Annotated in this window: 22 protein-coding genes; 9 read left to right on the top strand and 13 right to left on the bottom strand. The window is 40.8% G+C overall.

Annotation, left to right across the window (positions count from 1 at the left end; translation table 11 throughout):
• Positions 1–33: 33 nt before the first annotated feature.
• Positions 34–1,359, bottom strand: coding sequence for a four-carbon acid sugar kinase family protein (locus QI031_RS14500; RefSeq protein WP_281485816.1), 1,326 nt, complete (start codon positions 1,357–1,359; stop codon positions 34–36).
• 443 nt (positions 1,360–1,802) lie between these two features.
• Positions 1,803–2,465 carry a hypothetical protein gene (locus tag QI031_RS14495; RefSeq protein WP_281485815.1) on the bottom strand — a complete coding sequence of 221 codons (663 nt, stop codon included), beginning with the start codon at positions 2,463–2,465 and terminating at the stop codon, positions 1,803–1,805.
• Positions 2,466–3,062: 597 nt separating this feature from the next.
• Between QI031_RS14495 and QI031_RS14490 the strand changes: the two genes are divergently transcribed.
• Complete coding sequence (locus QI031_RS14490; protein ID WP_281485814.1) at positions 3,063–3,230, top strand: ribbon-helix-helix domain-containing protein; 168 nt, start codon at positions 3,063–3,065, stop codon at positions 3,228–3,230.
• A 33-nt stretch (positions 3,231–3,263) separates the two neighbouring features.
• On the opposite strand, the gene QI031_RS14485 is transcribed toward QI031_RS14490, so the two are convergent.
• The 3 genes from QI031_RS14485 to QI031_RS14475 all read right to left on the bottom strand — a co-directional run bounded on the left by QI031_RS14485 (position 3,264) and on the right by QI031_RS14475 (position 7,457).
• Positions 3,264–3,518: a hypothetical protein gene (locus QI031_RS14485; protein ID WP_281485813.1), complete on the bottom strand. Its 255-nt coding sequence runs from the start codon at positions 3,516–3,518 to the stop codon at positions 3,264–3,266.
• A 391-nt stretch (positions 3,519–3,909) separates the two neighbouring features.
• Entirely contained in the window at positions 3,910–5,796 is a 1,887-nt protein-coding gene (gene ftsH2, locus QI031_RS14480) for an ATP-dependent zinc metalloprotease FtsH2 (RefSeq protein ID WP_281485812.1), read from the bottom strand.
• A 455-nt stretch (positions 5,797–6,251) separates the two neighbouring features.
• On the bottom strand, positions 6,252–7,457 hold the full coding sequence (locus QI031_RS14475; RefSeq protein WP_281485811.1) for a glycosyltransferase: 1,206 nt from the start codon (positions 7,455–7,457) through the stop codon (positions 6,252–6,254).
• Between the two features lie 789 nt (positions 7,458–8,246).
• On the opposite strand from QI031_RS14475, the gene QI031_RS14470 reads away from it, so the two are divergent.
• From QI031_RS14470 to hpnK, 3 genes are all read left to right on the top strand, one after another.
• A complete protein-coding gene (locus tag QI031_RS14470) occupies positions 8,247–9,077 on the top strand; it encodes a squalene/phytoene synthase family protein (RefSeq protein WP_281485810.1) in 831 nt (276 codons plus the stop codon).
• Positions 9,078–9,153: 76 nt separating this feature from the next.
• Positions 9,154–10,599 carry a hopanoid biosynthesis associated radical SAM protein HpnJ gene (gene hpnJ / locus QI031_RS14465; protein ID WP_281485809.1) on the top strand — a complete coding sequence of 482 codons (1,446 nt, stop codon included), beginning with the start codon at positions 9,154–9,156 and terminating at the stop codon, positions 10,597–10,599.
• Positions 10,600–10,817: 218 nt separating this feature from the next.
• A complete protein-coding gene (hpnK, locus tag QI031_RS14460) occupies positions 10,818–11,711 on the top strand; it encodes a hopanoid biosynthesis-associated protein HpnK (RefSeq protein ID WP_281486032.1) in 894 nt (297 codons plus the stop codon).
• Positions 11,712–11,739: 28 nt separating this feature from the next.
• Here hpnK and QI031_RS14455 read toward each other — a convergent pair whose 3' ends face one another.
• Both QI031_RS14455 and QI031_RS14450 read right to left on the bottom strand, forming a co-directional pair.
• Positions 11,740–13,035, bottom strand: a complete 1,296-nt coding sequence (locus tag QI031_RS14455) for a sensor histidine kinase (RefSeq protein WP_281485807.1) — start codon at positions 13,033–13,035, stop codon at positions 11,740–11,742.
• Positions 13,032–15,482 (bottom strand): hybrid sensor histidine kinase/response regulator, encoded by a 2,451-nt coding sequence (locus QI031_RS14450; protein ID WP_281485806.1) that lies wholly within the window; start codon positions 15,480–15,482, stop codon positions 13,032–13,034. The genes QI031_RS14455 and QI031_RS14450 overlap by 4 nt, the downstream gene beginning before the upstream one ends.
• A 1,026-nt stretch (positions 15,483–16,508) precedes the next feature.
• On the opposite strand from QI031_RS14450, the gene QI031_RS14445 reads away from it, so the two are divergent.
• A complete protein-coding gene (locus QI031_RS14445; protein WP_281485805.1) occupies positions 16,509–17,177 on the top strand; it encodes a hypothetical protein in 669 nt (222 codons plus the stop codon).
• Positions 17,178–17,272: 95 nt separating this feature from the next.
• Positions 17,273–18,208, top strand: a complete 936-nt coding sequence (gene rbsK, locus QI031_RS14440; protein WP_281485804.1) for a ribokinase — start codon at positions 17,273–17,275, stop codon at positions 18,206–18,208.
• Positions 18,209–18,268: 60 nt separating this feature from the next.
• Here the strand turns inward: rbsK and QI031_RS14435 are convergent, their stop codons facing one another.
• The gene (locus tag QI031_RS14435) at positions 18,269–18,700 is read right to left on the bottom strand and encodes a nucleoside deaminase (protein WP_281485803.1); all 432 of its coding nucleotides are present in this window, start codon (positions 18,698–18,700) and stop codon (positions 18,269–18,271) included.
• Positions 18,701–18,718: 18 nt separating this feature from the next.
• Between QI031_RS14435 and QI031_RS14430 the strand changes: the two genes are divergently transcribed.
• On the top strand, positions 18,719–19,642 hold the full coding sequence (locus QI031_RS14430) for a nucleoside hydrolase (protein WP_281485802.1): 924 nt from the start codon (positions 18,719–18,721) through the stop codon (positions 19,640–19,642).
• A gap of 16 nt (positions 19,643–19,658) precedes the next feature.
• Here QI031_RS14430 and QI031_RS14425 read toward each other — a convergent pair whose 3' ends face one another.
• Positions 19,659–19,925 (bottom strand): hypothetical protein, encoded by a 267-nt coding sequence (locus tag QI031_RS14425; protein ID WP_281486031.1) that lies wholly within the window; start codon positions 19,923–19,925, stop codon positions 19,659–19,661.
• A gap of 59 nt (positions 19,926–19,984) precedes the next feature.
• Entirely contained in the window at positions 19,985–20,224 is a 240-nt protein-coding gene (locus QI031_RS14420; RefSeq protein WP_281485801.1) for a hypothetical protein, read from the bottom strand.
• Between the two features lie 321 nt (positions 20,225–20,545).
• Between QI031_RS14420 and QI031_RS14415 the strand changes: the two genes are divergently transcribed.
• Positions 20,546–22,078: a SagB/ThcOx family dehydrogenase gene (locus tag QI031_RS14415; protein WP_281485800.1), complete on the top strand. Its 1,533-nt coding sequence runs from the start codon at positions 20,546–20,548 to the stop codon at positions 22,076–22,078.
• 115 nt (positions 22,079–22,193) lie between these two features.
• Here the strand turns inward: QI031_RS14415 and QI031_RS14410 are convergent, their stop codons facing one another.
• Together QI031_RS14410 and QI031_RS14405 are read right to left on the bottom strand one after the other, a co-directional pair.
• Entirely contained in the window at positions 22,194–22,826 is a 633-nt protein-coding gene (locus tag QI031_RS14410; RefSeq protein ID WP_281485799.1) for a class I SAM-dependent methyltransferase, read from the bottom strand.
• 132 nt (positions 22,827–22,958) lie between these two features.
• Positions 22,959–23,219 carry a hypothetical protein gene (locus QI031_RS14405; RefSeq protein ID WP_281485798.1) on the bottom strand — a complete coding sequence of 87 codons (261 nt, stop codon included), beginning with the start codon at positions 23,217–23,219 and terminating at the stop codon, positions 22,959–22,961.
• 371 nt (positions 23,220–23,590) lie between these two features.
• On the opposite strand from QI031_RS14405, the gene QI031_RS14400 reads away from it, so the two are divergent.
• The gene (locus QI031_RS14400) at positions 23,591–24,154 is read left to right on the top strand and encodes a Uma2 family endonuclease (protein WP_281485797.1); all 564 of its coding nucleotides are present in this window, start codon (positions 23,591–23,593) and stop codon (positions 24,152–24,154) included.
• Between the two features lie 54 nt (positions 24,155–24,208).
• Here QI031_RS14400 and QI031_RS14395 read toward each other — a convergent pair whose 3' ends face one another.
• On the bottom strand, positions 24,209–24,889 hold the full coding sequence (locus tag QI031_RS14395; RefSeq protein ID WP_281486030.1) for a Uma2 family endonuclease: 681 nt from the start codon (positions 24,887–24,889) through the stop codon (positions 24,209–24,211).
• Positions 24,890–24,936 lie beyond the last annotated feature (47 nt).

Raw genomic sequence — 24,936 nt, 5'->3', positions numbered from 1 at the left:
ATATTAGATTAGTTGCATCATGCAAAAACAACCTCACTTAGTATATTTAGTTAATCTTTTGTAAACTATCACCAAAGCATCAGTGTCGCCAACGTTACCAGGAAATAGCACAACTGGCAAATCAGGAAACTGGGGATGGTCTGAGTTTGTAATCACCATTGAACAACCAGGTAAAATTTGCCCAAGTAACCGAGCTGATGTCAGATCAAGACCAGTACTTAAAACATCGTTGGAAGTAATACCACCCTTACTAATCAGAAATCCGATATCAGATGGTAAACCTTGCACAATATCCATTAACAAACTTGAAACCTTAACTCCAAAATCCAATCTGGTCTTGATGTCCTTGAAAGTCAGCTCCTGACGACTGGTATAAATCACTGGTGTTTTACCAGCGTTATGTATTGCCTTAGTACTTTCCAATATATCGCTTAGTAGCTTCGCAGATTGATTTGTCTCATTAACTAATTCAGCCACATTAACTTCAATTCCTACAGTTTCTTCTACTTGTAACAGTGCTTCTAACTGTTGAGTTGTCTTTTTAACGTGGGAACCAACAATCACTGCACCAGGTTTACCTTGGCGCACATAAGCTGCCATATCTTCTGCGGCAATCGGTTGGGGAGGTAAAGCCGCTAAAGCCGTTAAGATACTGGCAGCACTACGAAACAAAAAGCGTTTACCTTGACTGGCTGCTGCTAGCACGTCTAATGCAAAGGAATTTAGATCCGCTTGAGTTTCACCATCCACAACAGCACACTGATTATCAGTTAGTTTCAATAAACGTTCTAGACTACCACAACGAATATCAGCAAGTAAAAATCTAGTGACAGATTCTGCTTGAATCCGCCCTTTAGTTTTTTCTTCTACATACTGGGGTAAGTAGCTGTGATGGTAGCCAAAGACTGAATCTTTAGCAAATTCCGTTTCATGAACTGGAGTCGGTACATTGTTGATGAGCAAATAATGTACACTGTCGCGAGTAATGCGTCCACCTTCAAAAAATGCCGGGACAAGAAAATGAGCATCAAATGACCCTAATTCTTGAGCGATCGCATCAGTTTCAATGGGATAATGACCCCGTAAAGTAGAATCAGAACGGCTGACAATCAGAAAATCGCTGATTTCTTCAGCAGCTAATGCCAATTTCAAATTCTGACAAACTTCCTTAGTTACAGATGCAGCCGACTCTGGAGGCATAGCTCTGGTATTAGTCAGCACAAAGAAAATCGGTGAGTCATCCCGTAACCCAGTGCGTAAAGTCTCTACATCCCAGTGCATGAGTAGTAAGCAACTGTGGACTGTTTGAGAACCTGTAGGATCATCATCCAGAACAATTATTTTTGGTTTATTAGTCATTTAACTTAATAGATAGCCCTGTCAAGATACAATATAGAGCCTTCTTTGTACGGGCAGTCCGTACAAGTCGGGAAACCCCGAAGTTGCTCCACTTGGTGAGGAAGTTCAAGTCTTGGACGGCACTTCCGCGGCTGCCGGGAAACCCTTTCAGCAGTCGCTAATGGGGGAAACCACGCCAGTTCCTTCAACGGGGGGAACCCCCGCAACGGACTGGCTCCCCAAGACCGCGCTGCTTCACCAACGGAGTGCCTCCGCTTCCCGTCGAGTTGAAACTTCCGTTCTCCGAAGGAGTTCTCGAAGAGTACCCAAAGGGGCAAAGCCCAAGACCCACAAGGGGTGCGGCAGTCACTCATGGGGGAAACCCCCAAGACCGCGCGCGCTGCCTTACCGCACTTCTCTTCGCCCACACGGCAGCCCTTGTCTTAGTGCTTTTGTGGTTAAAATTAATCTTTTTGCAATTTTCTGATTTCTGCTTGCACATCAAGGGCAATTTGCAGCGATTGATTGAGAAGTTGAGCATATTCGCCCGCCTGATTACTAACTTGTAAAGCTTGCAAATTGGCTAAATTATTCACGAATAACTCTTGGTTATTAGCAATTAGCTTTTTATTGTCTCGCAAAATTCGCTCACTTTTCAAAGCTAGGACTAAATTTTCTCTAATCAACTGTAAAGCAGCAATGACTTGATCGCGATCGCTGATACTGCTTTGAGAGTGGCCAGAGGTTGCCAGTTGGTCATTAATATCTATAGCTTGGACGACTTCATGATATTTATCGACTTCATCTAAAAGTATTGTCAGTGCTTGAGGACAAGTCAAACGCCGCCATATAAGCCGCCCAACTACTACAGCAATAGGGACTAAAATTAATAAAATTATTCCTAATTTAATGGAAGAGCCAATTATTGGCAAAATTATAAAGGCATAAATAAAGCCAACAATAATAGGAGTTAGCGCCAACGCTACCAACATTTCATTAATTAAAAATCCTAATCGCTTCTCACGGTTTCCCATAATAGAAGGTCGAAAAACGTCATCTGGATCAAACCCAGTCAAACGTCTTAGTTCCCCCTTGCTAATTTCCAAACCTATTAAATCCGGCTGCACTGCTGGATACTCCTACCGAAGCGCGAGTTGCGTATTTATTTTAATCGCGTTTGACGTAAAAATCATAACTATACCAATTTAGTTGTCGGGAGAGGAATAGAGAATAGGGAACACAGAAGTAAGTTACAGTATCCTAACTAAATATATTTATCTTGACTGTGCGATCGCAGATCATTTATTTTAGCTAAGTAAATTTTGAGCCTCATTTGCCAATTTTCACGGCTTAACAAGCAAATTTTAGTCAAGATGCAGGAGCAGCGATCACATATATCCTATTTCACCCAATTAATCACTTGATCTGTTGAGGTTACACTATTAATTAAAGACTTAGATATTGTTTTCTAAATGGATTTTGGGCAACATCTCTATATAGAATCTTTATCTAATTAATCATAATGTTAAGAAATCTTCATTCCTTGGTGTATAAATCTATCACAAACTCTATAGAGTTTGATATGATGCTAGTTGATTATTGATTGTGTAGAGAATAACTACTGAAGTATAGTCCATCTAAAACCTTAAATAGAATGGCTTGCAAACACAGACAAGTTCTTCTCTACCAGATTAAAGATTAACATCTTGCAATTGAGGTAAATCATGAATAAAAAATGGGCTGTTAAACGATTAACCGTAAATCTGACATTAGAAGAAAGAAATAAACTGGAAGAGTACTGTGCAATTACAGGAAGAGCAGCAACCGATGTAATTCGGGAGTTACTCCGTTCACTTCCAGTTGAGAAAGAGACTGTGGGATCTGGACGTTAAAATGAGTTTTTGGCGTTTCGCCACTCTATTTTATTAGAATCCATCCAATCGAATATCCTTCCAGATTTCCGAAGGCTGCCATCCTGAGTTCCCTACAGATTGAACCTCAGGATTGTCACGTGTGGGAATATATTTGAGTTCTTGACTCTCTGGCTCTAGTTCTGGCTGTTTCTCAAAAATTGGTTCTAAAAGCTCTGGAGTGTCCGCCGGAAGAGTTTGTTCTTCTGCTTCCTCCATTAACTTTATTTTTTTTAACAAAAGCCTTTCCGATTTTTTGATTAGTTGCATATCTATACTAAAGGTTTGAAAACTGAACATTGAAAAATGAGAACCTGAACATTGATTCTGAGAGAGACTAATAAGTCTTTCAAGAATCTTCCGAAAGATCCGCAAACAGCTTTTATGGGGTTCAGTGTTGAAAAAATTACCTAAGAAAAACTAGGATACAGCAATTTTAGGGAAAATACGAGTGATCTGCTAATAAATTTTTACCTAACGAACTCGTAGTTGTTTTGGGCATGGGGCATGGAGACGAAGTTTCTTACCGCTTTCAATAAAAATGGGTATGGTTTATTGACCATACCCGTTGAAGTTATTTGATGTAACTATTGTCAGGTAACTTAGAACATGAACTGAAAACAAAAGCTTTCTATTTTCAAGCCTATTCCTTGTTCCCTGATTAGATCTGTGGTGCGTACTGAGGCTTTTCAGGTACTTCAGTGTATTCAGCCACAATCTGGCGGAACTCTTCGCCGTCAATAGTTTCTTTCTCTATCAGCAAGTCCACTAAGCGATCAGTGACAGTGCGATGGTCACGCATAATTTTCTTAGCGTTTGCATAACAATCTTCCACGATTACCCGGACTTGGGCATCAATCCGAGAGGCGATCGCTTCTGAATATTCAGATCGGGTTGTCCAGTCACGACCTAAGAATACTTCTCCTTGTTGGCTTTCTAGCGACAGCGGCCCTAAGTCAGACATCCCAAACCGAGTCACCATCTGCCGTGCCATTCCTGATAGCTGCTGTAAGTCTCCACCAGCACCAGTTGTGACTTCCGCAGCACCAAAGATCACTTCTTCAGCGGCGCGACCACCCAAAGCACCTGTAATTCTAGCTTTGAGTTGAGAACGGGAAATTAAGCCTTGTTCTTCATCGGGAGTAAACCAAGTCAAACCCTGCGCCTGTCCGCGGGGAATCAGGGTAACTTTTTGTACTTGGTCATGGTCTTTTAACAAAGTCCCAACCAAAGCGTGTCCAATTTCGTGGTAGGCAATTAAGCGCTTGCTCTTACTATCTACCAAAGGAGTACCTTCCATCCCCGCAACTACACGATCTACAGCATCATCAATTTCGCGCAGGGTGATTGCTTCTTTGCGTCTTCTGGCGGTGAGAATCGCCGCTTCATTGAGTAAATTGGCTAAGTCAGCACCAGTAAAACCAGGAGTGCGACGAGCGATCGCATCTAAGGATACGCTAGAATCTAGTTTTTTATTGCGTGCGTGGACGCTTAAGATTTCTAAACGTCCTTTAATATCGGGTGCATCGACACTTACTTGTCGATCAAAACGTCCGGGACGTAATAAAGCTGAATCTAATACGTCGGGACGGTTAGTAGCAGCAATAATAATAATGCCTGTATTGCCTTCAAAGCCGTCCATTTCTGTAAGCAACTGGTTGAGGGTTTGCTCTCTTTCATCGTTACCGCCACCGATACCAGCACCCCTTTGTCGTCCTACCGCGTCTATTTCATCGATAAAGATGATACAGGGAGCATTATCTTTGGCTTTCTTAAACAAGTCGCGGACACGGGATGCACCCACACCAACGAACATTTCCACAAATTCTGAGCCGGAAATGCTGAAGAATGGGACACCTGCTTCCCCAGCGATCGCTTTTGCGAGTAAAGTTTTACCAGTTCCTGGAGGTCCTATTAACAGCACTCCTTTGGGAATGCGCGCACCTACAGCAGTAAATCTTTCTGGCTGTTTTAAGAAGGTGACGACTTCTTGCAGTTCTTCTTTAGCTTCTTCGATACCTGCTACGTCATCAAATTTGACTCCGGTTTTGGCTTCCATTTGAAAGCGGGCTTTGGATTTGCCAAAGTTCATCGCTTGACCTGGGCCACCGGGCATATTGCTGGAGCGACGGAACAAAAAGAACAGTCCAGTTATCAATAAAATTGGGAAAATTAAATTGCCTAACAGTCCCCAAATAGCGCCATCATTTCGCATGGGATGGGCATCAAAACTAATTCCTTTTTCCTTGAGCTTAGTAATTAACTCAGGAGAATTAATCGGCAGATCCACCCGCCACCGCTGGACGCGATTTTCAATATCTTGATCATTAGCTTCGATAATTGCTGTCCTGCCGCCTTCATAAAGATCTACACTAGTGACGCGATCGGCATCCAAGTATTCTAAAAAGCGACCATAAGTCATACGAGTATTGGCTGCATTTTTACCCATTTCCGCAGGAGCGCCAGCAAATGCTCCTTGCCAAAAGAAAAAGCCAATTACCAAAGCTGGCAATGTCCACAGTAATAGGACTCTCCAGGAGAATTTCATTTTAATTTGCCTCTAGATACCATTACAATTAACTATCTCTAGTAACCACTGGTGTTATTAACTTTTGGTTTGCAACTGCCTTGATTAGGCTAGCCATTCTCCAACGCTGTTTTACCAGATTTTAGATGTGCAACGGATGTTTATAAATCCATTTTGTTGAATCTGAGTCTGATCGTGCATCGCCATAAAGGCATTATGGTAAATCTATGATGCCGACAAGAATCTTAATTAAAGTTAACTTAATTTTAATACACCTTGGATAAACAAGCAGAGAATTTAGTCGCGATCGCCAATGAAAAGATAAAACCAATTCGCAATTCGCAATGACGCTCGCGGACTCGCTAACGCTGCGCTAACGCAATTAAACTAAGCCACCCACAAGACAGTTAACAGTTCACCCTTACTGGGCGGGCTAATTTCTTCATCACTGTTCCCTGTTCCCTGTTCCCTGTTCCCTATTCCCTGTTCCCTATTCCCTGTTCCCGCCCCAAAGGGGCATTAGAATAAACTCGACCTTTCCAAGCACCGCCGCGACCTTGCCAATGGCGGATAGCTGAATCTAAAGTCATTAGAGTATAAAGAAAAGCGATCGCAGGTAAACTCAAGGCTAACCAAAAAGAACATTTATAAAAGCGGATAGTTGGTAAATATGCCCAAGTCATGAGCAACCATGTTAATAAACCTGTAAGGGCGATCGCCCAATTGCCGATTAATGCACCTAAAATTAAAGCTAGAGGTGGAACTAAATAAATCACAGTCATTCCGATCAAAGTTCCCAATAGCAGCAAGGGTGAATAATTCAGTTGCGTATAGGCTGTACGAGCCACCATATCCCAAATCGTGGCTAGAGAAGGATAAGGACGTAAGCTGCAAGTTAAAGTACTCAATCCGAGCCAGATACGGCCTTGACCCTGAGTTTTTTTAACCGCCTTTGCCAAAGCGCAATCATCGATTAAAGTTTGTCGGATGACTTGAATACCACCAATTTGTTCTAAGGCTGTGGCGCGAATTAAAATGCAGCCTCCGGCCGCAGCCGCAGTTTTATTTTTGGGGTTATTCACCCAGCGAAAGGGATAGAGTTTTTGGAAGAAAAATACAAAAGCTGGAATCAAAAATTTTTCCCAAGAGCCTTCACACCGGAGTTTTACCATTACAGAAACTAGGTCTAAATCTTCTTGTTCAGCTTTAGCGATTAATCGGCGAAGATTACCAACATCATGTTTGATATCTGCATCGGTAAGTAAAAAATAGTCTGGTGATAATGTTTTAGCTTGCTGAATGCCTTGCTCGATAGCCCAGAGTTTACCTGACCAATTAGTTGGTAAAGATTCGCCAAAAATAATATGTAACTGCTGGGGTTTATTGAGGGCGTGGGCAACTCCTTCGGCAAAATTGGCTGTACCGTCTGTACTGCGATCGTCTACTAGAAACACATTGACAATACCAGGGTAATCTTGAAGTAGCAGCGATCGCATGGTAGTTGGTATTAAATCAGCTTCGTTACGGGCAGGAATCACTACACAAACTGTAGGTAAAGATTGTAGTTGAGTTTCTGCTATCTCTAATTGCTGGTCTGTTCGCCAAAACTGTCCCCACAAACATAGTAATCCCAACCAAATTATCAAGGATAAAAGTGTTAACCCTAATATAATTGTACCCATGACCACAGAAAACATGAAAGATAGAAACTTTGATATTTTATACCTAGTGTTTGCCGCAGAATCTATCTTAAATATTGTCAGAAAATTATTGCTACATCTGTTGAATTAGTGATGAAGCTTCGGTGAACGTCAGCGTCTTGACTGAGGCTTCGCCGAACGTTCAATTGTGTTCAGATATAAGACTCTTATTTGATTTTTGAAAAAACTCAGTACATTCTTATTTTTTCTTTCCTGCGATGCACTGAGCGTACTTGTGCTGAGTTTAGCCTGAGCGTTGGTTGCTGAGTTTAGCCTGAGCGCAGCCGAAGGGCGCAGTCGAAGCAAGCCGAAGGGCGAAGCCTCTCGCACAGAAGCAAGCTATAAAGCCTACGGCATAGCTACGCTTAGCGCGCAGTGTGTTTGACAGGAAAAGGGCGCAGTCGAAGTAACCGAAGTGTTCCTTGCCTCTACAAGTGATTCACCAAATCAAACCAGATTACTATAAATTAGATTTTTGTGAGCAAAAAATGTGTATTTATAATCAATCGGATATTAACATAATTGTTTATTTATACATTAAACCTTGATGATAACTATGTTAATCAATATACCACAAGCCTCAGTAACCTAAGTCTTATATACTAGGATTGACTGTGAAAAACTTAAAGTTTGTGTTAATTATGATACTCATAACTATCAAGTTTTAGACTGAATATTAGCCTATATATAGTTTTTAAGGTTTAGTAACAACTAGATCCAGTATTATCAGAAAACTGCATGTGGTGTCAGAATCAAGAGGGGAGTTAAGACATGGATTTACGTAGTGATGCATTGCAAATCCTCAAAGAAACTAGTCGAACTTTTTATATTCCCATTAGTATATTACCGTCAGGACTACAAGAAGCAGTCGCATCAGCATACTTGTGTATGCGTGCCATTGATGAAATTGAAGACCATCCAGAACTAGATAATCGCACCAAGGCAGAACTGTTACGAACAATTAGCTTGACATTACAGGCAGGAGTTGATGGTTTCGCTGTTGATGCTTTTTCCGTAGGCTTTAACGGTTATGAAAATATTTTAGAAGAAGTTACCGTGAGAGTTAGAGAATGGTCACTACTAGCACCTGAAACGATCGCACCACGAATTTGGGATGCTACAGCCGCAATGGCAGACCGCATGGCTTACTGGGCAGAAATAAACTGGAAAATTGATACAGAAGCTGACTTGGATCGTTACACTTTTGGGGTTGCAGGTGCTGTTGGTTTATTACTCTCTGATTTATGGACTTGGCATGATGGAACGCAAACAAACCGTACTCAGGCAATTGGGTTTGGTCGAGGACTACAAGCGGTTAATATTCTGCGTAACCACAATGAAGATATGGGGCGTGGAGTCAACTTTTTTCCGCAAGGTTGGAGTGCAGCAAATTTGCATGAATATGCAAATCGCAATCTTGCACTAGCAGATGCCTATACCAAATCTCTTTCCGCTGGGCCGGCCTTAGACTTTTGCCAAATTCCGTTAACCTTAGCTCGTGGTACTCTCGATGCTTTAGCTAATGGTAAAGAAAAACTCAGCCGCAACGAAGTGATTGCACTTATTCAGCAATTTGTCAGTATCAACATCAAAGCTAGTTAATTTAAAAGGACAGCAAACAAGATTTGTTTGTTTTTTTGTCACCGTGTTTCCAAGTTCTAAAAAGTGAGAGATATCAGTGAAGAAAACCTTATTCCTTAATCCTCCTTCCTTTGATGGATTTGACGGTGGTGCTGGTTCCCGATACCAAGCGAAGCGCGAAATAACTTCTTTTTGGTATCCTACGTGGTTAGCACAACCTGCTGCCCTTGTTCCAGGTAGCAAGCTTGTGGATGCACCACCACATAATCAGACCATAGAAGATGTCTTGAAAATCGCCAAAGATTACGAACTGGTAATTATGCACACCAGCACACCTTCATTGGCTAATGATGTCAAGTGTGCTGAAGCCATCAAAGCCCAAAATCCAGATGTACAAGTAGGCTTTGTAGGAGCGCATGTAGCTGTTTTACCAGAAAAGACCCTAAAAAATCATCCAGTCATTGACTTCGTATGTCGTAATGAATTTGACTATACCTGTAAGGAGCTAGCCGAAGGTAAATCTTGGTCAGAAATTGCAGGTCTAAGCTACCGTGACCATAACTGTGATATTCGCCATAATGAAGAGCGTCCATTAATTCATGACTGGGATGCTATGCCTAGTGTCTTGCCAGTTTATGGACGTGACTTAGATATTAAAAAATATTTCATTGGCTATTTGCTGCATCCTTATATTTCCTTTTATACTGGGCGGGGCTGTCCAGCGAAATGTACCTTTTGTCTTTGGCCACAGACCATTGGTGGTCATCTTTATCGCCATAAAAGCCCCGAAGCCGTGGGGCGGGAGATGGAAGAAGCCAAAGTTATCTTTGGTGACAAAGTACGGGAATATATGTTCGATGATGATACTTTTACCATTGATAAACATCGAGCGATCGCAATTAGCGAACACATGAAACGGCTAAAGCTCACTTGGAGTTGTAACGCCCGTGCTAACTTAGATTACGATACCCTCAAACAACTGCGTGACAACGGACTACGGTTATTACTCGTTGGTTTTGAGTCTGGAAATCAAGATATTCTCAATGGAATAAAAAAAGGCATCAAGCTAGAAGTGGCGCGGGAGTTTATGAAAAACTGCCACAAACTTGGGATTACAGTCCACGGTACTTTCATTATTGGTTTGCCGATTGAAACCAAAGAAACCGTAGAACAGACTATCCGCTTCGCTTGCGAACTTAGCCCCCATACAATTCAAGTCTCCATTGCTGCCCCTTATCCAGGTACAGAACTGTATGAACAAGCCAAAACTAACGGCTGGTTTACCAATCAATCTTTAGTTGCTAACTCTGGCATTCAAACCTCAACACTGCAATATTCTACTCTTTCTAGTGCCGAGATTGAAGATGCTGTTGAGCAAATGTACCGCAAATTTTACTTTCGTCCTCAAGCAATCATCCCCATTGTGCGAGAGATGCTAACAGACCGACAAATGATGGTACGCCGCTTGCGTGAAGGTGGGGAGTTCTTCTCTTATCTCAAAGAACGCCGTACCCAAGCTGCTGCACACGCTCAATCTAATTAAAGGCAGGAGAATAAAAAGCAGAGGGGCAGGGAGCAGGGAGAAAAGGAGAAATTTTTAAGCAGAATGAATAAGTGCGAAGTAGTTTCAAACTCACCCTTGCACCCCGCACCCTGTCCCAATTCCTCTTCTTTATCCCCCTTGCACCCCGCACCCCGAAGTTGCTCCACTTGGGGAGACCCCAAGACCGCACTTCTCTTCTGCCCCAATTCCTCTTTACCATGCCCCATACTCATCGTTTCGCTATTATCAATGGTGATGATTTCGGCTTTTCTCAAAGCGTTAATCAAGGAATTATTCAAGCCCATAAACAAGGTGTACTGACTAGTACCAGCCTGATGGTAACAGGCGACGCAGCAAAAGAGGCGATCGCTCTTGCACGTAATCATCCCAATTTGGCAGTTGGTCTACACCTTGTTTTGGTATGCGGTCGAGCTGTTTTGCCACCCCCCCAGATTCCTCACTTAGTGGATTCTATGGGTAATTTCTCCAACAGCCCCCTTCAAGCTGGATTACACTATCAATTTCATCGCGCCGCCCGTGAAGAATTGCGGCAAGAAATCCGCGCCCAGTTATCAAAATTTTGCGACTCTGGGCTACCTCTTTCTCACGTAGATGGACATTTACACCTCCATGTTCATCCTGTCATCTTGGGTATTTTAGTTGAGTTAGCACAAGAATTTGATATCCATGTAATTCGTCTGCCCTCTGAAGAGTTGTTAATGAACCTGAAGCTTGACCGCCAGGGATTATTAACTAAGTTAGTCTGGTCAGCGGTGTTTGGTAGATTACGGCGTTACGGTGAAGATTTACTGACATCTCAAGGTATTAGTTTTGCCAATAAAGTTTATGGGTTGTTGCAAACTGGCAAAATCACAGAGGAATACTTAATTGGTCTTATACCCCAGATTCAGACAGACTTAGTGGAAATTTATTCTCATCCAGCAGTTGTTAACACTGGAGAACCGCTAAATGAGTTGTCACGAGCAGGTGCAACAGAACTCGCGGCCTTGTTAAGCGAACAAGTGCGTGAGGTATTGATTGCCAATAATTTTGAACTAACTAACTTTGTAAATATAAGATCCTCAACTTATTTAAAAAGTCGGGGATCTTAGTCTCTCAATTTAATAGTAACTATAGCTTTTATTGTATTGGTAATTCAATGATAAATTCTACACCTTCATAAAATTTTGAATAATATGTTAGCTTGCCATGATGATTAGTAACTACAATTTGGTAAACAATAGATAAACCTAAACCTGTGCCTTTACCAATAGGTTTAGTAGTGTAAAAAGCATCAAATATTTTTGTCTCGTCTGCTTCATTGAGACCTAAACCGTTGTCTGCAATTTTAATAATTACATGATCTCCAATTGCCTCAGTTTTGATTTTAATTACACCAGGATGTTGATAACTTTCGCTGAAGGCTAGTTTTTTTTGTTTTTCTTCAATTGCATCAATTGCATTACAAATCAAATTCATAAAGACTTGATTTAGCTCACCAGGATAGCACTCGACAGGAGGCAAATTACCATATTCCTTGACAATTTCAATTGCTGGGCAATAAGCATTTGGCTTGAGTCGATGTCCAAGAATGAGTAGCGTACTTTCTAAACCTTCATGAAGGTTCGCCAGTTTCTTACCAGCTTCTCTGTGTCGTGAGAAATTATTCAAAGATGAAACAATTTCTGTAACGCGATCTGTACCAAGCTTCATAGATTGCATAATTCTGGATAAATCACTTAGCAGATAGTTCAAATCAGTGACTTTTATCGCGTTTTGAATTTCAGTCGGTGGATTGGGGAGATGTTTTTGATAAAGGTTGATTAAATTTACTATATCCTGCACATAGTTTTTCACAAAAGTTAGGTTGCCAGCAATAAAATTAAGTGGATTATTAACTTCATGAGCAATCCCAGCAGCCAGCTGACCCAAGGTTGCCACTTTTTCTGCTTGAATTAATTGTGTCTGAGTCATTTGAAGTTCTGCATTTTTGGCAATCAAGTTTTTTGTTAAATTTCTCAGTTGCAGGTGATGCTCAATCCGCACCAATACTTCTTCATACTGAAAAGGTTTAGTAATGTAATCTACGGCTCCCAAACGCAATCCTTTAACTTTATCGGTAGTCTCGGAGAGGGCAGTCATAAAAATAATCGGAATATCCTGAACACGCGGATCGCTTTTCAAACGTTGACAGGTTTCAAACCCATCTATCCCTGGCATCATCACATCCAGCAAAATCAAATCTGGCAAATGATCGTTATCTAATCTCAGCAGAGCTTTTTCACCGCTGCGAGCTGCCCAAACCTCAAAGCTAGACTCATCCAAAAAGCTTGATAAAACTTGTAAGTTAGCAGGATTATCGTCTACTACCAAGATAATTTCTCTAGCGCGATCGCTAGTGATGATATTATTTCGGTCTAGTATGCTGGCTGTCATACGGCTTCAACCTCATATTGAGTTAAGAAACTGAGGATTAAATCTTCATCAAACTGTCTTGCCAGTTGTCGCAGTTGGTTAGCAAAAGGAGCAAAGGTCGTGTCCGCTTCTTCTAGTTGATCTGACCATTTAAGAATGGCATTGAAGTTACCTTTACTGGCTAAGGTAACTAGTTCTCGCAACACTTCGGGGGTAGGAGGAATTAATTTATCTGATTGGTGATTACTTACTGTGGTTGAGACACTGGTTTTTTGCTGTTCAACCTGAGACTGCTGGTAAATCCAGACTAGATCCAAATGGTGTTCTAATTGGTGCAGTAATTCATTAGCCTGTACAGGTTTAGCCAAAAAGTCATCACCTCCTGCTTCCAAACTGCGATATTGATCGGATTCAAACACACTTGCCGAAGAAACGATGATTTTGACATCTTGAATATCTGGGGTTTGACGCAGGTGTTTGATTAATTGAAACCCATCCATTTCAGGCATAATTAGATCTGTAATGACCAAATCGGGCTTGAGATTGATCGCCTTTTCTAATCCCTCTTGACCATTGATAGCTTCGGTGACATGAAAGCCCAGGGGTTGCAGGAGATTAGTAATGATTGTACGATTCTCCCAGCGATCATCTACCATGAGTATGTTGCGGGGGCTACCCTCAAAGCCAATAATTTGTCCCTGCGATCCAGTTATTGCCGACTGCACCCATTCACTTGCTTCTGGCATATCTATCTCAAACCAGAACTTACTTCCTTGAGCAATCTGGCTTTGAACATAGATATCACCACTACCCATCATCTGCACTAACTGCCGAGTAATAGCTAGACCCAAACCTGTGCCTTCGGTCTGGCGCTTTTTTTCTCCCACTTGTTCAAAGGGCAAAAAAATCTTGCTCAATTCTACTGGAGATATACCAACACCAGTATCTTCCACGGTATAGCGAATCCGGTGTTTCACTGTCTGCCCATGAATCAGAGGTAAAGCGATCGCCTCTATTTTAAAAATTACCTGACCTTTATCGGTAAACTTAATAGCATTACCCAATAAATTTAACAACACCTGACGTAATCTTTTCGCATCTATATGTACTCCCGTGGGTAACTCACCTATGACTTCATAAACAAACGCAATCCCCTTTTGTTCTGTGCGAATGCGGCAAATTTCCACTATTCCCTGGATAAAAGAGGGAAAATGAGTATCCAGAGGATGGGGTTCTAGTTTTTTCGCTTCGATTTTGGACAGATCCAAAATGTCGTTAATTAAGGTCAGCAGATGAGTACCACACTGTTCAATGATGCTGACATGATATTGTTCTCGCTCTGGTAAAGTTTGAGAACGCAGTAAAATTTGGGCGCAACCTAAAATGCCATTTAACGGTGTGCGTAGTTCATGGCTCATGTTGGCTAAAAATTCGCTCTTGGCATGGTTTGCTGTGTCAGCCGCTTGTTTAGATTTTTTCAGTTCATTCTGTTCAAATGCTTGCACACGCCACAGTACAGTAATCATCATGACTGTTAGTCCTGCCACAATTAAGGCAATTTGATCGAGGAATTGCAGTCGAGATTCAATATTTTGGCGGGGAATGATCAAAGCTACAGACCAATTAGCTTCTTTTAAAGGCATATATGCTATGTACTTTTTAGTACCATCAATTTCCCGCAACTCAATTCCCTGTCGTTTGTTAACCATCTCCTGGGCGATCGCATTCAAATTGCGATCGCCACTTTTGAGTAAGCTAGGTGCAGGCTTTTCTAAAGTTGACATTAGGGCTGAGTCAGGATGGACAATTGCTTGTCCTTGGGAATTGAGCGCGAACGCATAGCTGTTTTTGCCGTAATCTAGGGAGTTAATCACCTTGGCAATGTGATCGACTTTAACGCTACCGTGAAAAACCCCAATAGGTGAACCATTGGTGGACGAATTAGCATAAATTGGGGTAGCGATCGCAATTAAAGGAATGCCTGTAGAACGACTGATGAAGGGATCGGAAATATTACTCTTTCCTGTCAATGCTTTTTGAAAGTAGTCTCGATCCAAAATATTTTTATTTGACCGACCAACTTTAGTATTGGAAAATGAACCATCTAGAGTAGCTATTTGAAAAAAGAAAAATTCATTTATCCTCTGAACTTCCTTTTTTAAATAGGGTTCTGCCACAGACCAATTTAAAGAACGCACAGTGGAAGTGTTGGCAAGAGTTTCCACCTCTACTTTACGGACATATAACCACTGCTCAATTTCATCGACACCTCTTTTAACCTCTAAGAATGCACTTTTTTTCAAGTCTTCTAGGGTCAAGTTACGAGCAGCTTGATAGCTAAAATAAGCAGAAATACTAACAACTAAAGTAGTGCCACCGAGAATAAAACGAATTACTAAGTTGCGTAAGGAATACTTTTCTTTAGTAAACTTTAATAATCGTGAGTTAAATTTTATTAAAGGCTTCATACCTTAAATAATCCAGTCAATAACAAAAATTAGAAAACTACAGCAGATTTCAAGTTAGTGGAGTACATATTTAGGTCTTAAAAGGTCTAAGATCTAAATCCTGTTTTGCTTCTGTAGATGCCCTCTGGGCAACTTCCAGTAAGGTATTCTAACTCCTGAATTTTACTGTATATTTTAGATTGCCCAAAAAATTCTCAATGATCACAACTTCAGAAATAAATAGTTGTTCTAGTGCAAGAAGACAGTCCTCATGAAACAAGTTTCACTGCAAACATGAAATGTTTGTGGGGTCAAACTATAGTAATCTGGTTTGATTTAGTGAATCACTCGTAGAGGTAGGGAACACTTCGACAAGCTACTTCGGCTACGCTCAGTACAAGTCATACCGTTTCACTTTAAAATTGAAACAAATAGGCAGCAGGGGGCTGGGGGAAAGATTAAAGACCAATCATCTGTTTCAAATATTCCGTGAAATGGTATCAGTGCATCGCAGGGACCAGGGAAGAAAAAATAAGAATGTACTGAGTTTTTTTCAAAAATCAAATTAGCAGTCCTATATTTAATTAAGCATGTTTGGCGTTGCATTAATTCGAGATGTATAAATCGGCTTTTGAAACCATTGATAATTCGTTCCGAATTGGACGAAATCATTTCATGATTCAGCAATGCCGCAATATTGATTGTATGGTAAGTTTTGAACCCACACGGCACTAGTCCCTAGTCCAGTTATCAAAAGCAAATGAGCGATCGCCAGAGCTTTCTTAAGCTTTTCTTAAATTATTAATAACTAAAACCATAAAATAACTGAGTTTGGTAACAAACTCCCAAAAAAGAAGCAGATACTAAATAAATTAACTATAAAAAAAGTTTATTGTAATCATCAATTAGGCTTTGATTTTTCACACTATATCCAACCTTCATATCAAAACTCAATTCACATAAAATCTTTACTAAACCAAAATAAAATCTTTAAGTAAAAACACTGCTGTTTTTTATATTATTAACTACAAAAGATAAGGAGTATTTATGCATTTTTATCAGGCTGGAGCAATTATTGGTTTGACGACAGCAGCTTTTGTATCAATTGCGCCCATACAAGCAAATGCTGCAAACTATCAGATACAATCTGGTGTCACCAGCATTGCTGAAGACCACGAAGAAATTCTGAGAAGTCTGGGGCTAAACATAACAAACATGAATAATACAGCCACAACAATTCCTGACGATTTTGCATTTGGCTTTAATATCGCTCCAGACACAAACTTTACCTTCAGTGATGTAGGCGGTTTTTCTCAGCCTTCAGGTACAATCAAACATACTGGTACTATTACCTTCAATAATGAGTTGACTGTTGGTAACTTTTCTGTTGGTTTCGCTCCGACAAGGGCTATTAACAATGCTAGTGGTTTCTTTTTAGAAGATACGGTTTCTCTAAACACAGTTTTATTTGATTTAAGCGCTCCAGGCAGTTTAGACTTTGATGGCAAAAACTTAACCCTTGCTAATGTGCAACTACTATTCTCTCCAGAATTTGCTAGTATTATTGAGCGTCCTGATCTAATTGGTGAGTTTGCTGGAACTGCACAAATTAATGCTAAAGTTTCTGCTGTACCAGAACCTACTAACACGATAGCATTTGCAACAGCAGGGATGGTTCTATTGGCAATGAAGTATAAGAAAAAAATTCTTCGCTAAGAATATAAAATTACGAGAGATTTATTGATCTCTTGTAATTATTTACTGCTGTAATATTAGGCTTAATGATTTTAAGCTCAACAAAAATCAAAATCATGAGCATTATAGTTTTCGGCAGCATCAATATAGATTTAGTAGCCACAGCACCCCGATTGCCAGCCCCAGGAGAAACTTTACTGGGAGAAGATTTTTTTAAAATATCGGGAGGTAAAGGTGCAAATCAAGCTGTAGCATTAGCGCGACTGGGAGTTCCTACTCAGATGGTAGGCCGAGTCGGCGCACATAATTTTGGTGCAGAACTTATTCATGATTTACAGATTTCTGGTGTGCAGACTGACAATATTTTCATAGATGAAACCGTTAGTTCGGGAGTTGCCATCATCACTGTAGATTATGCTGGTGAAAATCAAATCGTTGTCATTCCTGGTGCAAATGGATGTATCAATCAGGAAGATATAGAGCGATTATCATACTTATTACCAACAGCGACAGCGCTACTTTTACAACTAGAAATTCCTATTATTGCTGTAATGGCAGCAGCCCAAGCTGCACGAAATACAAATATAACCATAATTCTTGACCCCGCACCCGCACCATCTGATTTACCAGATGAACTTTACCCTTTAATAGATATCATTACACCCAATGAAGTGGAAGCAGGCCAGTTAGTAGGTTTTGCTGTAGACAGTGAGGCAACAGCTACAAAAGCAGCAGCAGTTTTATTGCAACGAGGTGTGAAATGTGCGATCGTCAAACTGGGTGCAAAAGGTGTTGTTTGTGCCACTGCTGAAGAAACATTTTTTGTACCAGCCTTTTCAGTTCATGCAGTTGATACCGTTGCAGCCGGCGACGCTTTTAATGGCGGTTTAGCAGCAGCACTTTTTGCAGGACTTTCTTTACGCCAAGCAGTTATTTGGGGTGCAGCAGCAGGTGCTTTGGCTGCAACAAAACTAGGCGCACAAACTTCTTTGCCTAATAGATGGACTTTTGATGCCTTTCTCAAAGAAAGAGGAGTGGTAAGTGAGGATTAGAGGGAGAAAATAAGAATAACCTATGCCCCATGCCCCATGCCCCATGCTCCATGCCCATAATTACTTACCAATATCCTCATTCCACAATTCAGAATTTGTTTCAATAAACTCACTCATCATCTGTTCGCATTCATCAAGATTAAGATCAATTACTTCCACGCCGTGGGATACCATAAATTCTTTAGCACCAGGAAAAGTTCTCGATTCTCCGGCAATGACTTTTTTAATGCCAAATTGCACTACTGCCCCAGCGCACAAATAACATGGCATTAAAGTTGAATAGAGTGTTGTACCTTTGTAGCTACCAACTCTACCAGCATTGCGGAGACAATCAATTTCGGCATGGGTAACAGGATCACTATCTTGCACACGTTTGTTGTGTCCTCTGCCGAGAACTTTGCCATCCTTGACAAGAACAGAACCAATGGGTATTCCCCCTTCTTCTTTACCTTGTCTTGCTTCTTGAATTGCAGCCTGCATAAATTCATCCATCTTTTAATTTTCCTTGTGATGTCAAAACAACTCGTATTAATGGATCATGATGGTGGTGTAGATGATTATCTAGCAACTATGCTGCTGTTGACGATGGATCATATAGAACTTTTAGGTGTCGTCGTTACTCCAGCCGATTGCTATATCCAGCCTGCTGTCAGTGCTACACGTAAAATCATCGATTTGATGGGATTTTCTCATATCCCGGTTGCCGAAAGTACTGTACGCGGTATTAATCCTTTTCCGCCTCTCTATCGCCGCGATTCATTTATTGTGGATCATCTACCAATTCTCAATCAAAGTGAAGTTATTAACACGCCTCTGGTTGCAGAAACAGGGCAGGATTTCATGATTCGGGTTTTACGTGAAACATCGTCACCAGTTACACTAATGGTAACTGGGCCGTTGACGACAGTAGCAGTAGCCCTAGACAAAGCACCAGATATTGAAGCGAAGATTGATCAGATTGTCTGGATGGGAGGAGCGTTAAATGTTTCTGGTAATGTAGAAAAAAGTTTAGAAGCCGGACAAGATGGTTCCGCCGAATGGAATGTTTATTGGGATGCAGTTTCAGCGGCACGGGTATGGCAAACCCAAATTAAAATTATTATGTGTCCTTTAGATTTAACTAATAATGTGCCAGTTACATCGGAATTGGTGCAAAAGATGGCAAAACAACGTCATTATCCTGTCTCTGATTTAGCAGGACAATGTTACGCCTTGGTTATTCCCCAGGATTATTATTTCTGGGATGTATTGGCGACGGCTTATTTAGGACACCCAGACTTTTATCAACTACAAGAATGGGAAACGGAAATTATTACTACTGGTATTAGTCAGGGACGGACTAAAATTGTGCCTAATGGTCGAAAGATTTACGCGATGGATAAAGTAGATCAAGCGGCTTTTTATGATTACATCTTACAACAATGGGCGCGCTGAAATGCCTTTGAATCTTCTATAAATCCTTAGATGAAATGTTCTCTTTTATTGAACGGTGAAAGAGGCGACAAGGCCAAAAGAAAGCTCCACAGATACTGACTGAGGCGATGGTGGCGACAACTTGCCAGCTAGAGTTAGATGGAGTAGGAGAGTCTGAGGGTTGCTCTTGTGTGCCTTTAGTTAGCTCTGGTGCTGAATGAGATAGCTGACTAGCTGTAGTCACCCCTTCAATCGTCGCTCCAATAAGGTAAGCTACCAGGGCAATTACTAGCCAGTGATTCATTATATTTGGTTCTACTCTGAAAGGATTTTTGGCACTGAGCAATCTTGTGGCAACTGTCATTAAGGATGATTGCTTTGCCCAAAGGATAGTCGTCCTTCGGCGGTGTCACGAATTAAGGGCAGTTTAGATTCGATATAATTGTTGAGGTTACAATCTGCTTGGGCATCAAACCCGTCTTTGCCTTCTAATTTCTGGAGTAGCAACTGTACTAAGGCAGCATCGTCAAATTGAAGCAAGGTACTGACTTGGGTCGATTCTATGACAGCCCATATTTGTTTCATCATTTTGGTAGTGATCATAAGTTTTTTAGATTCTTAAGCTTTTCTTTATATTTGCACAAATAATCCAATCGTGCCGGATTCGTATGTAAGGATTTGTCAAGATGCAGCTGTAAGCCAGACAAAGAAGTAATTTTTGACAAAAACTATTTTGAATAAATTAAGCGATCGCCTAAACCTTGAGTTCATCTTATAAAATCACGTTATTCCCTACTCAAGCATTTATTGGGAATTAGCAAATACTACATTATGAGTCAAACAATTGTACTGATTCACACGAAATAATAAGGCTAATGAATGCCAAGATCAAAAAAAGAACGCTTTAAGGGTATTTAAATTTTTATGCCAGAAATACACGAATCCATTGCTCAACACTACCATGAGCGTACTAAATACAACCCTGAAACCCTTGCTTCTAAAAATCAAAAATTAGATTGGGCTAAGCAGCCAGTACCGTTTAAAGAGTACAAAATTGGCTCTACTCTTGATCTTAAACCTTATCTGCAAGAAATCCCAGAAGCATTTGCGAATAAACCAGATGCTCAATGGTGGCAAAGACTATCACGACTTCTATTTCGCAGTTATGGACTAACAGCAAGAATGCCTTCTATGGGTAGTACGGTGTATTTACGAGCTGCCCCTAGTGCAGGTGGATTGTATCCTGCTGAAGTATATATAGTTTCTCGTGGCACGCCGTCATTACCACCTGGATTATATAACTACCAGTGCCGGACTCATTCACTGATGCATTATTGGGAAAGTGATGTTTGGCAAGCTTTACAAGAAGCTTGTTTTTGGCATCCTAGCCTCGAAAGTACCCAATTAGCGATTATTGTGACTGGGGTTTTTTATCGTTCAGCTTGGCGTTATGAAGATAGGGCTTACCGCCGGATCTTTTTAGATACGGGACATCTTTTGGGCAACATTGAGTTAGCTGCTGCTATTACTGACTATCGCCCGCATTTGATTAGTGGTTTTATAGATGAAGCTGTCAATGATTTATTGTATATCGATCCGCAACAAGAAGGAGCGATCGCAGTTCTACCCTTGGCAGACTTATTAGATATCAAACAAAATTTGCCAATAGGATGTACCGCTTTACCCTCTGCGACTGAAACTAGTTACCCGCAAATTCCTGATGGCGAATTGCTGAAATATTTTCATCGGCATACCCAAATTCAACCGGGTATAACTGGCAAACTGAATTTACCAATGGTGAAACAAGAAAAGTCTCTAGAAGACAAATATAATTTTCCTTTTTGTCTGAAAATTCCTACTTCTACAACACCTATTTTCTGGGGAGAAAATCTGTTAGATTTGGAAATCACCATGCACAAGCGACGCTCTACCCGTGCCTATAGCGGTGATGATTTAACCTTCGATGAACTCAAAGCCTTACTTGACTTTACCTATCAACCGAAAAATTATATCGACCAAAGTTTAGATAGTTCTCCAGACTACTGCGATCTCAATTTAATTGAAACATTTATTGCCGTCTGTGGAGTTAAAGGACTAGAAACAGGTTGTTATTATTACGCACCCAAAGCTCAAGAATTACGGCAAATTCGGTTTAAAAACTTCCGCAGACAGTTACACTTTCTTTGCTTAGGACAAGATTTAGGGCGTGATGCAGGAGCTGTACTTTTTCATACAGCCGATCTTAAATCTGCCATTTCCCAGTATGGCGATCGCGTTTACCGTTATTTACATCTAGATGCCGGGCATTTGGGACAACGCCTAAATTTAGCTGCAATTAGCCTTAATTTAGGTGTTAGCGGTATTGGTGGCTTCTTTGATGATCAAGTAAATGAAGTTTTGGGTATTCCTGCTGATGAAGCTGTTCTATATATTACTACGTTGGGTAGACCAAGATAATATAAACCGCAAAAGCACAGCGAAAAGTTGTCATAGCGTTAGCAAAGCGGGGCGCTTTTAGCAATCCTGTCTTAACAACAAAGTGGAATATCAGTAATCGAGAGATGAAAAAACCTTACTTTGTGGCAACCCCTATAATATGAGGGCTAACAATCGGGAATGGTGCATCAAAATGTTCATAATTTACGCTGGCAAATCCCGCTTTTTCCAATGCTAACCAAGTTTCTCGATCAGGATGACAGCCATCGCCTAGAACCTGCCAAATTGGGCGAACTGTAGTTTGGATTTTTCGCAATAAAGTACCACGAGGTGAGGCAACGTGTTCAATAAACAAGAAGCGTCCACCAGGTTTGAGAACTCTTAAAATTGCCTGTAGTGTATCGTCTAACTGAGGTACAGAACATAACACTAATGTACTAACCACAGCATCTATACTGTTATCTTCAGCATCTATCCATTCCGCAGTCCCACTACAAAGAGCAATATTAAAACCCAGTTTTTTAGCTTCTTGTTGCAGATAGGAATGCATATATGGGTTTGGCTCAATTCCTATCCAGTCAATATCTTTTGGATAGTAGGATAGGTTGGGACCAGTTCCTGGGCCAATTTCTAACACTTTACCGTGGAGATCGGCAAAAAGTGCGCGCTTGCGATCGCTTACCGCCTGTTCATAGGTACTACTACCTTGAGCCATCATCCAAGCAAATAGACGTTTACCAAAGCCACCGCAAGCTTGATTTACTGCCATTGTTTGCATCTCTAATATTTTAGTCTTGTTTGTTAATCTTCAGATTACAAATTGACGCACAGACTATACATCAGCCAGTTGGTTCACCTAACTGGGTGATTTTAGAGAATGTTGAGAAAGCATCTTGATTAATTAGGCATGAAGATTTGCTTGTTCTTGTAGCCAGGGATCTACAGGCTGTCCATCTTTGCGATTCAATTCAATTTCTATTACCATCACTTCTTTGGAACCAGGAGGAGCAGGTTTTTGATGAAAAATAATGTCATAATCTGACGGATCATGATTGCGTTCTTTCAACCATTCCTGCACTTTGGTAGTAGCAAAGAATGATTGCCCCTGTTCAAACATTCGGGTAATTTGCATTTGTAGCGTGTAAGGATTGATGCGACCCATTTTTTACCACCTGTGTAAACTAATTTGTACTGTGAAAAATATCTGACTTGTCTAACTTCAATAATAGATAGTCTGATATTGATTTAACTGTAGATCAAATATCTCGGGTGCATCCCAGTTTTTATTTTCCAATGAGATAATAACTGTCATTGCGAGGAGGAACGACGAAGCAATCGCATCGACTCGCTCTTAGTTGGAGGATTTTGCGATTGCTTCGCTTCGCTCGCAATGACATTCAAAAAAGTGGGATGCTCCCAATATCTCTGCCTTTGAATAGGCGATATCCGGTCGAACTCAGGTTAATTTACTCCTGCTAAACTTTTAACTAAAGGTAACTGAGTGTTAGCAACAAAGGCACGAGGAAAGGTTCAATGAATACTGTTGTACTTAATCTAGAACCGATCGCTCATTTAACTGATGAGCAATTCTATCAATTGTGTATTGCCAATAGCGATTTAAACCTAGAAATGAATGCAACGGGAGAATTAATAATTATGCCACCAGTAGGAGGAGAAAGCGGAAACCAAGAAGCAGATCTAATTACAGACTTGAATAATTGGAATCGTCAAGCTAAATTAGGCAAAGTTTTTAGTTCTTCAACTATCTTCATACTTCCAAATAATGCAAAACGTTCCCCTGATGCAGCTTGGGTAAAGTTGGAAAGATGGGAAGCTTTAACACCAGAACAGCGACAAAAGTTTCCGCCACTTGTACCCGATTTTGTAATTGAATTACGTTCTCAGACAGATCGCCTTGCACCTATTCAAGCGAAAATGAATGAATACATCCAAAATGGGCTACGTTTGGGTTGGCTAATTAATCCTCAAGATCACCAAGTGGAAATTTACCGACTTGCAAAAGCTGTAGAAGTTATGCAAATGCCAGCAATTATTTCTGGAGAAGATGTATTACCTGGATTTGAATTGCAAGTATAACCTATAACCCATTCCAAAAATACTGCACTGATGATGTAGCGCGATCGCTTGAACTTATTCCTCCTTCAACTTTTGCATAAATTCTTGATGTTCAGTGGTAGCTAAACCTGTCTGTAACACTGATAACACCGTTGCCATTTCTCCTAACAATAAGGCGGTTACTGCCAACCATAACCCCGGAAATACCTGAGAGCGAATAATTCCCTGCTCATCTGTTGATAGCGCAACATACTCATCCGCTTGCAGCCTAAACCAATCTAACTGATTATCTAATGTTCGCCAGACAATATATTCCTGCACTCCATTGCGTCGATAGGTGCGTTTCTTATCATGTAAATCGATTGCTGCACTGCTTGCTGCCACTTCTATCACTAATTCAGGTGCGCCTTCGATGTAATCATCTTCACTAATCAATGCCTGTCTACCCGGAATGAATAGTACTGCATCAGGCTGGGGTTCGTTATCTGGATCTAAACGCACTGTGGGTTCAATCCCCAAAATAACACCAGGCGTTGCCGTTTTATAATTCCACAACCATCCGATCAAGTCTCCATGTGGTTCGCCATGACTTTTAATTCTCAGTGGCGATGCCATAATATACACAACTCCTTCAACCAGTTCAGCTTTTCTTAAATGCGGCATTGCCTGATAGCGACGCTCAAATTCACATCGAGATAAGCGATCGCCATTTTCTAGAGGTAAGACCGAAATCATTTTTTTAGGAGTTGTAGCCATCATTTATCCTCTGGCGCACATACCTAATTATAAATATTTGTACCAAC

The organism is Halotia branconii CENA392 (assembly GCF_029953635.1).
Classification (GTDB): Bacteria; Cyanobacteriota; Cyanobacteriia; order Cyanobacteriales; family Nostocaceae; genus Halotia; species Halotia branconii.
Note: the sequence above shows the minus strand (reverse complement) of the source record. Positions and strands in the feature narration are given on the sequence as shown.